At 42.5% G+C, this 13,513-nt stretch carries 12 protein-coding genes; 10 read left to right on the top strand and 2 right to left on the bottom strand.

Annotated features, from left to right (window positions below; translation table 11 throughout):
* The first annotated feature begins 112 nt into the window (after positions 1–112).
* The 10 genes from rsmG (at position 113) to I6E61_RS09455 (ending at position 10,110) form a co-directional block, all read left to right on the top strand.
* Positions 113–829 carry a 16S rRNA (guanine(527)-N(7))-methyltransferase RsmG gene (gene rsmG, locus I6E61_RS09500; RefSeq protein WP_197133710.1) on the top strand — a complete coding sequence of 239 codons (717 nt, stop codon included), beginning with the start codon at positions 113–115 and terminating at the stop codon, positions 827–829.
* Between the two features lie 214 nt (positions 830–1,043).
* A complete protein-coding gene (locus I6E61_RS09495) occupies positions 1,044–1,823 on the top strand; it encodes a ParA family protein (protein ID WP_197133707.1) in 780 nt (259 codons plus the stop codon).
* 141 nt (positions 1,824–1,964) lie between these two features.
* The gene (locus I6E61_RS09490) at positions 1,965–3,128 is read left to right on the top strand and encodes a ParB/RepB/Spo0J family partition protein (RefSeq protein WP_197133704.1); all 1,164 of its coding nucleotides are present in this window, start codon (positions 1,965–1,967) and stop codon (positions 3,126–3,128) included.
* 85 nt (positions 3,129–3,213) lie between these two features.
* The gene (locus I6E61_RS09485) at positions 3,214–3,948 is read left to right on the top strand and encodes a MotA/TolQ/ExbB proton channel family protein (protein WP_227685754.1); all 735 of its coding nucleotides are present in this window, start codon (positions 3,214–3,216) and stop codon (positions 3,946–3,948) included.
* A gap of 97 nt (positions 3,949–4,045) precedes the next feature.
* Positions 4,046–4,477 carry a biopolymer transporter ExbD gene (locus tag I6E61_RS09480; RefSeq protein WP_197133701.1) on the top strand — a complete coding sequence of 144 codons (432 nt, stop codon included), beginning with the start codon at positions 4,046–4,048 and terminating at the stop codon, positions 4,475–4,477.
* 90 nt (positions 4,478–4,567) lie between these two features.
* Positions 4,568–6,355 (top strand): lipid A export permease/ATP-binding protein MsbA, encoded by a 1,788-nt coding sequence (msbA, locus tag I6E61_RS09475; protein WP_227685753.1) that lies wholly within the window; start codon positions 4,568–4,570, stop codon positions 6,353–6,355.
* 75 nt (positions 6,356–6,430) lie between these two features.
* Complete coding sequence (lpxK, locus tag I6E61_RS09470; protein ID WP_197133698.1) at positions 6,431–7,552, top strand: tetraacyldisaccharide 4'-kinase; 1,122 nt, start codon at positions 6,431–6,433, stop codon at positions 7,550–7,552.
* Positions 7,553–7,603: 51 nt separating this feature from the next.
* Positions 7,604–8,422: a 3-deoxy-manno-octulosonate cytidylyltransferase gene (gene kdsB / locus I6E61_RS09465; RefSeq protein WP_197133695.1), complete on the top strand. Its 819-nt coding sequence runs from the start codon at positions 7,604–7,606 to the stop codon at positions 8,420–8,422.
* A gap of 94 nt (positions 8,423–8,516) precedes the next feature.
* Positions 8,517–9,650, top strand: coding sequence for a DNA polymerase III subunit delta' (locus I6E61_RS09460; RefSeq protein ID WP_197133692.1), 1,134 nt, complete (start codon positions 8,517–8,519; stop codon positions 9,648–9,650).
* 112 nt (positions 9,651–9,762) lie between these two features.
* Entirely contained in the window at positions 9,763–10,110 is a 348-nt protein-coding gene (locus I6E61_RS09455) for a PilZ domain-containing protein (protein ID WP_197133689.1), read from the top strand.
* Between the two features lie 139 nt (positions 10,111–10,249).
* On the opposite strand, the gene ppk2 is transcribed toward I6E61_RS09455, so the two are convergent.
* Both ppk2 and I6E61_RS09445 read right to left on the bottom strand, forming a co-directional pair.
* The gene (gene ppk2, locus I6E61_RS09450; RefSeq protein ID WP_265091293.1) at positions 10,250–11,329 is read right to left on the bottom strand and encodes a polyphosphate kinase 2; all 1,080 of its coding nucleotides are present in this window, start codon (positions 11,327–11,329) and stop codon (positions 10,250–10,252) included.
* Positions 11,330–11,509: 180 nt separating this feature from the next.
* Positions 11,510–13,054 (bottom strand): acetyl-CoA C-acetyltransferase, encoded by a 1,545-nt coding sequence (locus tag I6E61_RS09445; protein WP_197133673.1) that lies wholly within the window; start codon positions 13,052–13,054, stop codon positions 11,510–11,512.
* Between the last annotated feature and the right edge of the window lie 459 nt (positions 13,055–13,513).

Raw genomic sequence — 13,513 nt, 5'->3', positions numbered from 1 at the left:
ACAGGCCTAGATAGTATAAGATGTCTCACATTGGCGCAATCTGCAACTATTCAATAGACAGAGTGCATGATAAAATAGACGGTTCACATGTCAAAACTGGATAACTCGTTGTATGTCAGCTTCCGATAAAATCACGTCATCATCTGCTAGTACAGGTACTATCCATATTGATCCTACTGGCTTTGTAAAGCTCGGATCACAATTGCCAGTGCTGGCCAACACTCTGACTAAAGCAGTTCATGAGCTCGGTCTATCCTTAAGTGAGACGCAGCAGCGCACACTATTATTGTACTTAGACCAGCTTTTGTTGTGGAATAAAGCGTATAATCTGACCGCTATTACTGATCCTGAAGAAGCTTTAATTAAGCATGTAATTGATTGTTTGGCTATTATAACTCATTTGCCATCGGGGTCATTGCTTGATATCGGTACAGGTGCAGGATTGCCTGCCGTGATTATTGCTATTTGCCAACCTGAGCGCCAATGCACAGCACTTGATAGTAACCAAAAGAAAATCCGTTTTATTAAGCAAATTAGTAGTGAACTTGGTTTGAGTAATATGCAGCCGATAGCTTCTCGTATTGAAGCACATGAAGCAAGCTATGAGGTGGTTACCTCTAGAGCGTTTGCCAGCTTGATAGATTTCGTCGATGTGGCACAGCCAAGGCTAGCAGATAATGGTCACTTGTGTGCTATGAAAGGTAAGGCGCCAAATGAAGAAGAACTGCAAGCGTTGGATAGTGATTGGCACATAAAAACAATCAAGCTAAAAGTACCACGTTTGCACGATAGTCGTCATTTAATTGAATTGTCTCGCAAAAATGTCTAAGCTATGAGCACCTTACAGTCATGAAGTCGCCATCATGAAACAGTGACTGCCCGATTGTGAAACGTAGTTTACGTCTGTAGGTAAATGACATAATATTTAAATGGTATCGAGACAGAGCAAGTCGTTTGTACAACGAATGAATGAATATGCCTCGCTTTTTAAATATAGAGCTAAAAAATAACAGTAACAAATTCTAATTAAACTGAGTGAGTGTATGGAAATCATAGCGATTGCGAATCAAAAAGGCGGCGTGGGCAAAACCACGACGGCGGTAAATTTGACCGCTAGCTTGGCTGCAAAGCGTAAGCATGTACTACTGATTGACTTAGACCCACAAGGCAATGCGACCAGCGGTACAGGCGTGGACAAAAATGAACTGGCGCTGACCATCGCTGATGTTTTACTCGATGGTGTATCACTGTCGGATGCTATTGTTACCAGTCCGGCAGGGTTTGATGTTATCGGTGCCAATCGTGATTTGGCTGGGATGGACATCACCCTGATGAACAAAACCAATAGCCATGAATTGTTTAAAACATCGATGGCGACTTTGGTTAACGATCAGATAGCGGCTAAAAAACCTGCTTACGATTATGTCGTGATAGACTGTGCGCCCAGCTTGAATTTATTAACGATCAATGCACTGGTTGCCACAGACAGTGTCATTATCCCGATGCAGTGTGAGTACTATGCACTAGAAGGCCTAGCAGATTTATCGCAGACGATTGAGCGACTCACTGAGCTGAATCCGAAGCTCTATATTCGCGGTGTGGTGAGAACGCTATTTGATGCGCGTAATACATTGGCTCGCGATGTGTCCGCTGAACTGGAAGCACATTTTGGCGATATCATGTATAAGACTCATATTCCAAGAAATATTCGCTTGGCAGAAGCGCCTGCGCATGGTTTGCCAGTTATTGCGTATGAGAGATGGTCAAAAGGGGCACGTGCCTATCAAAAACTAGCCGCTGAAGTGATGAAGCAAAGCAGCTAGTTTTGGCTGTAGGTAAAAGTTTGGTGATAAAAGTATCAACCAAATTAAATAATAAAGCACGAAATATCGTATTTATGAGTAATGAGTAAGCCGTATTCACAATCATTTGGCTTTTATTTTAGCGTTATAGGATAGGTAATCATGGCGAAGAAAAGAGGATTGGCTGCCAATCGAGGCTTAGATGCCTTGCTTGGGTCAATCAAAAAAGAAAAGCAAATCACTGCGTCTGCCTTACAAGATGATATGGCAGCGCGTGATAATACTTTGCCAGCTGTAACGCCAGAGACTGATATAACAAACGCAAGCACGCCCGCTCAAACAGGTCGTGCAAAAGACAATGAAAAATCAACTACAAAGCCAACCGTTCTAGAGGCTGCTGATTCTAGTAATCGTAAAGCACGTGCGCCACGGACTATGAATAAGAGCAACATTCACAAAACTGGTGCTAATAAAAATCGGGTTAATGGAACAGACACCAGTGCCTCTGAAGATCAAATCAGCTTGGTTCAAATTGATGTGACACGATTACAAGCAGGCAAGTATCAGCCGCGCCGTGATATGAGTGAAACTGCGCTTGCCGAATTGGCTTCTTCGATTGAGCAGCATGGTGTCATGCAACCTATTGTTATTCGTCCATTATTGGCAAATGAAGATAAGAGTGAAGCATTTGTTACTCATGAAATTATCGCTGGTGAGCGCCGTTGGCGTGCTGCAAAAATGGCAGGTAAAGCAGTAATACCGGCGATTGAGCGCGCATTGTCAGATGAGTTGGCTATTGCATTGGCACTGATTGAGAATATTCAACGAGAAGACTTGTCCGTGATTGAGCAGGCAGCAGCATTACAACGCTTTCATACTGAGTTTGGTATGAGTCATGCGATGATTGCGGAAGTTGTGGGCAAGGCACGTACGACGGTATCGAATCTACTGCGGTTGAATCAGCTGCACGATACCGTAAAAGATCATTTAGCAACTAGCGCACTAGATATGGGTCATGCCCGCACGCTTTTGGCACTATCCTCTGAGCAGCAGCCGATTATTGCACAAAAAATCATCGATGGTGGCATGACCGTGCGTGAAGCTGAAAAGCTCGTTAAGTCCATTTTGCAACCAGCTCCCAAAGCCAATCGTACTGAACAAGCACAGTCTCATGACGCGGAACGTTTGACACAAAGACTGACGGATATGCTTGGGGCCGAAGTAAAGCTTAAGCATAAAAAAGACGGACAGGGTAGTGTTGAGATATTTTTTCAAAATCAAGATCAGTTGGCCGCCTTGATTAAGTACATAGAGGCACAGGCTTAAGGTATTCATCCAGTTTGTAATGACTGCACAAGTCTAAAGTATCTTGGTTACCACTATTTTTATAAAAATATAAAAGAGAGCGAGTATGTGGGAGTTGGTAAAAGCAGGTGGTTGGTTGATGACACCTATCGTGGTGTGCTCAATACTAGCATTGGTTATCATCATTGAGCGTAGCCACACTTTACAATTTAATAAAATTGTACCTAACAGATTGCGCGAACAATTGATAACTCGCCTACGCGAAAATGGCGGCATCGGCCGTACACAATTAATGAATGTGAAAGAAAAGACACCTTTGGGTGATATTTTGGCAACGGGTTTGCTTTATCGTCAGTATGGTTTAGAGTCAATGACGATGCATATGCAAAACCGTGCTAGCGTACAAGTTCATCAGTTAGAAAAAAATATCAATATGCTTGGCACTATAGGCGCAATTGCACCGTTACTTGGTTTGTTGGGTACGGTATTGGGTATTATCTCTTCGTTTTTAGCGATTACTGATGGCGCGATGCAAGACCCAACAATGCTTGCCGCTGGCGTATCACAGGCATTGATTACAACTGCTGCTGGTATGATTGTTGCGATTCCTGCATTGGTTGGCTATCGTTATTTTCAGCGCCGGATCATTGATATCAATGCCCAGTTTGAAACTCAAGCAGGGTTGATGATTCAAGAGTTGTATGACTACCAGTTGCTAGGAAATGTGCATACTTCTGGCTTTGATACGCTTAATGCTGATGTCTCACTGGATGGCACGGTAGGTAATAATTCTGTCGTAGGTTCGCTAACTTCAAGCGATGGGGTCACAGTGGCTTCTTAGTACTGTTTTTGATACTAAAGGTCAGACGAATTATCCAGTTATCCTATTTGCATTTTAAACACGCCTTAAGCATAGTAAAAATATTAAAGAGAGTGATATGCGCTTTAGAAAACCAACCGTTGAGCCACTTGAAATTAATCTAACACCCATGATTGATTGCTTATTATTTCTAATTGTATTTTTGCTGCTTGCGACCTCGTTTAATCATTTTAGTCGCTTGAATATTATTCTCCCTGAAGCTGAAGGTGTCGCGCTTACAGAACAAAACAACAGTATTGAAGTGGCGGTACAAGAAGATGGCAGCTATTTGGTGAATGGTATCACCCTTGCCAGTAGCAATGAGGCTGAGTTGATTAGCATGCTACAGCAAGAGGCAGGTAGTAATCGTGATATGCTATTTGTGATTGCTGCTGATGCTAACGCTACTCATCAATCTGTTGTGCGAGTGATGGATGTCGCAGGAAAACTAGGGTTTTTGAATCTCAATATCAGTACGGTTGTGCCACTTGGTCAACCATTACCGCAATAATATATGGCTATATTAGTGTCATAAATACTCCTATAAAACTGTGCTTTGAGTACAGTTTATTCATATCATAATACCCAAATTGAGGCTTTTATGAGCCAAACATATCAATCCGACTCTACAAAAAAATCTGCTAAAAAATCATCAGCAGAGCCATCAGATATACCTAAACGCAAGACATTATTACGTCTGTTACGCTATCTCAAGCCATATTGGTGGGCGTTAGCATTAGTGGTTTTAGGTTTTGCTATCAATGCTGGAACAGAGATATGGGTGGCCAAACTTCTACAGTACATCACTGATGCTATCAACCAAGGTGATCAAAGCAAACAGAATTTGTTTCCACTGCTTATTATCACGTTGTTTTTTGTGCGTGGTTTGGGTAGCTTTTTGGGTAATTACTATTCTGCTTTGGTTTCACGAAATCTGGTATATGAATTGCGAGTAGAAGTCTTTAATAAGCTGCTGCGCTTGCCAAGCTCATTTTATCTTGCTAATCCAGCAGGTACTATCTCATCAAAGTTGATATTCGATGTTGAACAGGTCACGGCGGCCAGTACAGAGTCAATGAAGACCTTGCTGCGCGATGGCTTGACGGTATTAGCATTGATCGGATTTTTGCTCTACAGTAATTGGCGTCTAACTTTAATTTTATTCCTCGTACTGCCACCGATATTATGGCTCATTCGTATAGCATCTAAGCGTTATCTCAGGTTATCTAAGGGTATTCAAGAGACGATGGGTGATGTTAGTCATATTACCAATGAAGTCATCGGTGGCTATCAGGTGGTTAAAAACTATGGTGGCCAAGCATATGAAGCCGAGCGTTTTGACAAAACATCGAAAAAGAACTTACTCCAAGGCATGAAGGTAGTCGTTACCAATAGTATCAATACGCCAGCAGTACAGCTACTGATGGCAATAGCCATGTCGGTTGTGGTGTGGCTCGCACTGCGTCCATCAGTCATCAATAATATCTCGGCTGGTGAGTTTATCTCATATATTGCAGCTGCAGGACTGCTCAGTAAACCAGTGCGTTCACTGACGGATATTAACCAGAAACTGCAAAAAGGTATCGCGGCTGGTGAGTCGATTTTTGCTCTGCTAGATGAGCCCGAAGAAAAAGACACGGGTGTGATCAGCTCAGCCCTAACGGGTGAGATGAAGCTCGATAATGTCAGTTTAATCTATCCAGATTCGACAGTGGCACTGCGCGACTTTACGTTAGATATACGTGCAGGAGAAACAGTTGCACTGGTAGGGCGTAGTGGTGCTGGTAAGTCATCCTTGGTTAATTTATTGACGCGTACTTTATCAACTTCCGCAGGGCAAATCACTTTAGATGGTATGCCAATCGAAGATATCAAACTAGAGAGCCTACGTGCTCAGATAGCGATGGTTAATCAGCAAGTGGTACTGTTCAATACGACGGTATTTAACAACATCGCCTATGGTAGCTTAGCCAATAAGCGTCAGTCTGAAGTTGAGCGCGCTGCAAAAGATGCCTTTGCTCATGACTTCATAATGAAAATGCCGAATGGCTATCAGAGTGAAATTGGTGCCGAAGGTCTGCAGTTGTCAGGTGGGCAGCGTCAGCGCTTGTCTATCGCGCGTGCACTATTAAAAGATGCACCTATTCTAATTTTAGATGAGGCAACCAGTGCACTAGACAATGAGTCAGAGCATTATATTCAGCAAGCATTGGATAATGTGATGAAAAATCGCACGACACTGGTGATTGCACATCGATTAACGACCATTGAGTCTGCCGATCGTATCGCTGTATTGGATGCCGGGCAGATTGTCGAGCTAGGCACACATACAGAGTTGATGCAGTTACAAGGCTATTATGCACAGATGTATGACCGCGATTTTGAATAGGTTGATATGATTTTATTCCAATATACATTGGAAGGTATTTCGGTACTGAATTTATAGAATAAGTGGTCCATAATCATGAGCATTGAAACGACAGTGACACGTGCATGGCAACGCCAAGCTATTTGGTTGTGGCTATTATTACCTATTAGCTGGTTGTACGGACTCATTACAATGCTTCGGCGTCAAGCTTATAAAATTGGTTTACTGTCAAGTTATCGCGCACCCATTCCTATCATGGTAATCGGAAACATCAGCGTTGGTGGTAGCGGTAAAACACCATTGATTATTGCTTTGGCCAATGAGCTACAATCACGAGGCGTCAAGGTGGGGGTCATTAGTCGCGGTTATGGTGGTGATACCAGTCAGATGCCAGCATTGGTTAATGTTGGTAGCTTACCTAATATAGTTGGCGATGAGCCGTGTTTAATCGTTAGCATGACAGGTGCCGCGATGGCAGTCTGCCCCAATCGTCAGCAAGCAGTGACCACTTTATTAGATGCCTATCCAGATTTACAATTAATTATTGCAGATGATGGTTTGCAGCACTATGCATTGCAACGTGATATTGAATGGATTGTCGTTGATGCGGCACGAGGTTTTGGCAATGAGCAGCTACTTCCCACTGGGTTTTTACGTGAGCCGATGTCACGATTAGAAGGTGCAAATGTCATCTACCATGAAAAGTTAGAGACAGAAGCCATTTATAATAATAAAGACAGTTTGCCTCTAGCCAATCGCTTGACTATGCACCTAGCGCCTGACAAGTTGCAGCACCTGTGGCAACCTGCACCAACTGATTCTAAGGTAAATATTAATACACCTAGACAGGGTAGTCGAGTACACGCTGTCAGTGGGATCGGTTATCCACAGCGTTTCTTTGATACCTTGGGTTCTATTGGCTTTGAGGTAATCGGTCATCCTTATCCTGACCATTATGATTTTAGCTTGGCTGAGCTCTTGCAGTATCGAGATTATCCCATTGTTATCACTAGCAAAGATGCAGTGAAAATAAGAGCATTGCTAGTTGAATATACAAGCAAGCAAGCACTGAATGATGAGTATAAAGAACTGGTCAGTAGGCTGTGGGTATTACCAGTGACAGCCGTACTTTCTGATAGTTGTTATGACAATCTAGACGAGCAACTAAAGATATTAGGTATTCAGTCTGATCCTGATATCAGTATGAAAACTACATGATAGATAATCGCTAATACTTTATTTTGCTGTAAAAATTTATAGGAACAAACTATGTCATTAGTCGCCACACCTGCCAAAACTCATATTGTTATTCCTGCTCGCTTTAAAAGCACACGACTACCTGGCAAACCATTACTACAGATACATGGTAAGCCGATGATTCTTTGGGTGGCTGAAAAGGCTCAGACAGCACACTTTGCAGATGATATGTGCATTGCAACTGATGATGCAGATATCGCGAAGGTATGCACGGATGCAGGATTCGATGTCGTAATGACTAGCCCTGATCATGCCTCAGGCACAGATCGTTTAGCAGAAGTGGCTGCTATAAACGGTTGGGCTGACCATGATATCGTGGTCAATATGCAAGGCGATGAGCCGTTAGTACCGCCGCTATTATTAGAGCAGGTAAAAGCACTTTTAGTCGCAGATGATGAGAGTGTGATGGCCACTTTATGTGAGCCTATCGATGACTATGATACTTTTATGCGCCCATCAGTGGTAAAAGTGGTCAGTCAACAATCCAATGATTTACAGCGTGCACTTTATTTTAGTCGCGCACCCATTCCTTGTGATCGTGATGTCGTGTTGGCTGAGGATAATCAAAGACAACCACCGAAAAATGCGTATCGTCACTTGGGCTTATATGCTTATCGTGTGCGTCTATTACAGCAGTTTGTACATTGGCCACAGACGCCGCTCGAAATGCTAGAAAGCTTAGAGCAGCTACGTGTGTTAGAAAACGGTGGTCATATCGCCATTGCTGCCGCCGCTTGTCATTTACCAGCAGGTGTTGATACGCAAGAAGACTTAGATCGTTTAAATGGCATGAGCCTAGCTGACTTTTTAAATCCTATCGGTAGTCTATAGATTAATAACCTAATTAAAAATTTATACCTTTTATTTAAAGCGTCATTAACGCGCTATATCCTGAATAATCGAGCAATGTTATAGGGCGACAGCTATGAGTGACGAGACAGGAAATACGGGTACAGCAGATATCAACGACGGCATTTATTTTGCACCCTTATTGCCATGGCAGCAGTCGTTATGGTCGCAACTGACAGAGCGTGTATTGCAGCAGCAGTCTTTACCTCATGCGCTACTAGCAGCAGGTATGCAGGGTATGGGCAAGCGTGCTTTTGTATGGCGACTGGTCGCTTGGTTGCTATGTCGCAGCCGTGACAGTCATCCAATAGGTGCTTGTGGCACGTGTGAGAGCTGTCAATGGTTGAGATCAGGCACCCATCCGAGCTTGCAAGTATTGCCACTGGTCAGTATGCCTATCAGTGCAGAGCATGCTGATAATAAAGAAAAATCAAACAGCACCGCTAAAGACAAAAAATCCAGTAAAACTGCTAGCAATAGTGCTCTCAAGACCAAAATTGATGATATCCGCGCCTTACAACCTTTTATTTATCAAGGTGGACAAGGAATGCGGATTTGCGTGTTAGATCATGCGGAGAAAATGACGATTGCTGCAGCCAATGCTCTACTAAAAACCTTAGAAGAACCACAAGCACAAGTGCATCTGTTTTTGATTAGTGATACGCCTGCCCAGTTGCTGCCAACCATTAAAAGTCGCGTACAACAGCTGGCATTACAAACGATTGAGCCTGCGATAGCGGTAGACTATGTAACAGGTGAGCTAGGTCATACTATCAATCGTGAAGCAGTCAGTACCTCTGCCATTCAGCAACTTATTCAGCTGGCAAATGGTGCGCCTTTAGCGGCGATAGCACTGGCACAAGCGCCTTGGTATAGTAAACGTGCACTGTGGTTGACGACGTGGCAAGCATTACGTAGTGGCAAGCGCAGCAGCATTGCAGCCAGTGATTATTGGCAGAATCAACTAAATATAGCAGAGTTTATCCAACTGTCTGAGCTGATGTTGCTCGATATGCGCCGTGTCTGCTTAGGACTGAGTGAATTACAAAAAGACGTCAACTTATCAGCATTGTTAGAGACTTATCAACCGACTGACAATGGGTTGGAAGCATTTGCGAATAGCTTGCAGCAAACCAAAATTGCACTACAACAAAATGTGCAAGAAAAATTTGCCTATGATAAGCTAATGCAAGAACTGGCATACTTATAAAGCGATTTTATGGCATTTGATTATTGCTTGGTAATGGATTCAGTGCTTTGCTCTACATAGCGTTAGTCACTTATAAAAACACACTTAACCCAATTCATAAAGGAAGCTAACTATGGCGATGCCAGGACGCGGCGGGGTATTAACCTGCCATATTGAAAATATCGAAATGTTATACGCCAGTTACTTATCCTTTGTGACGAATGGTGCATTGTTTGTACCTTCGACTCAAGATCAACAGCTAGGTAATGAGGTGTTTATCGCAGTTACCTTACCGAACTCTAGCGAGCGTTTACCTATGAACGGCAAAGTGGTTTGGATAAACTCTAAAACCCAAGGTGGTCGTCCAGCAGGTTTTGCCGTACAAATTGGGACAGATATTTCTGGTCAGCGAATCAAAAACGAAGTTGAGCGACTATTGGCTGGTAAAGTAGATGGTTTACAGGCGACTTATACGATGTAGCTTGTATAACTATCCATATTTTTATCCATTACGATAATTATTTTTGCATAAATATCGCTATAAAAAAGCAGCCTTATACTTGGTATAAGGCTGCTTTTTAGCAAAAGTGTTAAAAAAACTGGCGGAGTATAAGCACGTTCTAATAACGCGGCGGCACGTACATATCATTTGGGATAGGTTCACGGTAATATTCATCATCGCGTTTTCGATTGGGTAATTCGACCTCGTCACGAGGCACCTCTTTATAAGGGATTTGTTCGAGTAAATGGGCAATACAGTTTAGCCTAGCACGTTTTTTATTGTTACCTTCTACCACCCACCACGGCGCTTCAGGAATATGAGTGCGCTCAAACATGGTTTCTTTTGCTTTAGTATAATCTTCCCAAAGTCGGCGTGATTGTAAATCCATTGGTGAGAGTTTCCACTGCTTAAGTGGATCATATATTCGGCTCATAAATCGTGCATGTTGTTCATCATCAGTAATAGAAAACCAGTATTTTACTAAGCGAATGCCTGAGCGTACGAGCATACGTTCAAAATCAGGCACCGATTGAAAAAACTCTTCATACTGTGCATCTGTACAGAAGCCCATCACGTGCTCAACACCGCCGCGGTTATACCAACTACGGTCAAATAATACAATCTCGCCAGCTGCTGGTAAGTGGGCGACATAACGCTGAAAGTACCACTGCGTTTGCTCGCGTTCCGTGGGAGCAGGTAATGCGGCAACACGGCAAACTCTGGGGTTCAAACGCTGAGTGATACGTTTAATGGCACCACCTTTACCAGCAGAATCACGCCCCTCAAAGATAACGACAATGCGCTCACCGCGATCAACGACCCAATCCTGTAGCTTTATAAGCTCTCGCTGTAGTCGGACCAGTTCATGAAAGTACGTACGTCGGTCTAGCTTTTCTTGCTCGCTCATCTCGCGTCCATCAAAACGAAAATCACGTGCACAGTCATCTATTTCATTTTCTAGTTCTTCATCATAAGTATCAATTAAATCTTGATGCATTTTTCGACGTAATTCATCGTCTAGAACTTCTTTTTCGATACGTTCTGAAAGAATAGCTTGTTCTCGATTATATTGTTCCACCTGCTTTTTAGTTGCTAAAGATTCAAAGTCAGTTGTTATACGCGGTTCTGTCATCACAAGTTTCTCAGAACTAAAAATGATTTGTCTTAGCTTTTCTAATAAATATTTTGTCTTACCCATAAATATTACCTTTGGTTGGCATATTGGATTTTGTAAGATGTTGCTTCCTGATTCACTTTTATAATAACAAACTATAGACAATAAAAAATGCCCTTTAATTGAATTAAAGGGCATTTTTTGCAGACGATGCTGATTAAAACGATAGCTCAGCATGTCTCTCTATACTAAAAGCAATCCAGACTACTTTTCTAGAATACAAGTCACGCCTTGACCACCCGCTGCGCAGATAGAAATAAGGGCACGGCCTGAGCCTTTCTGATCCAGTAGTTTAGCAGCAGTTGCTAAGATACGACCACCAGTGGCAGCAAATGGATGACCTGCTGCTAATGATGAACCATTAACGTTTAGCTTAGTACGGTCAATAGCGCCTAGCGGTGCATCAAGTCCTAAACGCTCTGAACAGAAGCTTTCATCTTCCCAAGCGGCCAATGTTGATAACACTTGTGACGCAAAGGCCTCATGGATTTCATAAAAATCAAAATCTTGTAGTGTTAGACCAGCACGTTCCAGCATACGCGGTACGGCATACGCAGGCGCCATTAGCAGACCTTCAGTCGTGCCTGATTTGCCGATGAAGTCAACGGCAGCTGTTTCTTGATGAACGATATAAGCCAATGGCTTCAGACCATGCTCTTTTGCCCATTCATCAGTACCCAATAGTACACAAGAAGCGCCATCAGTCAGTGGGGTAGAGTTGGCTGCTGTCATCGTTGGATTGGCATTCTTTTTGCCAAATACAGGTCTGAGTTTAGCCAATTTTTCTAAAGTTGTATCTGGGCGCAGGTTGTTATCACGAGTCAAACCTTTGTACGGCGTGATTAAGTCGTCAAAGAAGCCTTCATCATAAGCACGTGCTAGATTTTGATGGCTGCTAAAAGCCAGCTCATCTTGCGCTTCTCGGCTGATATTCCACTCAAGTGCTGTAATGGCTTGATGATCGCCCATTGATAGACCAGTACGTGGCTCACCGTTTTGTGGTGAATCGATTAGGTCTTTTGGATTTAGACCCATCAATGCTTTCAGGCGTTGTTTGTTGTCTTTTGCGGCACCCAGTTTGATAAGTACTTTACGTAGGCCATCACCAACTGCGATAGGCGCGTCAGAGGTGGTATCAACACCGCCAGTAATGGCTGAATCGATAAGACCTAATGCGATTTTGTTGGCAGAAGCAAAGGTCGCTTGCAAGCCAGTACCGCAAGCTTGTGAGATGTCATAAGTTGGGGTATGTGGGTTCAGTGCGGTATTTAGCGCAGCTTCGCGAGTTAAGTTGATATCGCGGCTTAGTTTCATCACAGCACCAGCCACTACTTCACCTACGATTTCGCCTTGTAGGTTATAGCGTTCAACCAAACCATCTAAAGCAGCTGTTAGCATATCGGTGTTGCTGACATCAGCGTATGAGCCGTTTGAGCGAGCAAACGGGATACGGTTGCCACCTAAAATAGCCACTCGGTTTAGATTTGAGGTAGGTTTGGCTGTGCTGGTCTTTTTAGCAGTAGCAGCAGAAGTTTTAACAGCAGTCGTCGCGGCTTTATCTTCAGTTGCTTTTTTGTCCTCAACCGTTTCAGCTTCTTTAGTCGAAGCACTTACAGTTTTTTTAACAGCTGTTTCTTTTTTAGTGCTGTCAGTAGGAGTCGTTTTTGCATTTTCGTTTTTTGTATCACTGGCTTTTACAACAGTGCTTTCGATAACAGGGCTATCAGGGTGGTTGTTTTTATTACTCATAATATTATCCTTAAAAAATATGGGTAGAAGAAAAAGAGGGTAATAATAAAAAATTCAATCGAATTAAAAAAATACAGTTAAAAGATTTAAAATAGATAAGAGGTAAATATTATCATTTATTATGCGTGATGGCTGTTTAGGATAAAGCGTTTTTACGACCTTACTGTATATCTTTAGCAAACTATGTGACACTTATATATAAGGTTGATACTGGCTTTGAAAACAGTTAATAATATAACTTTCTTAGACTGGCTGGTGTTGACTATTAACATTGCATAAAAGCTGTTTTGATAATATATTGTTATCGATAATTCTATTTATCATAACTTATAGGTCTGATTTTAGCATAATGTTATGGTTTTTAAATCTAGAAAAAGCGGCCGTCTTGTGTACTTGCTTGTTTACAGATTTTTGTGGACATTGTCAGTTTTTGGACTTGTTTATGATGGCAGTGTATAG

Origin of the sequence: Psychrobacter sp. NZS113 (assembly GCF_015864825.1) — a bacterium.
In the GTDB taxonomy this organism is placed as follows: domain Bacteria; phylum Pseudomonadota; class Gammaproteobacteria; order Pseudomonadales; family Moraxellaceae; genus Psychrobacter.
The sequence above is the reverse complement of the archived record's forward strand: the minus strand, read 5'-3'. Positions and strand labels throughout refer to the sequence as shown.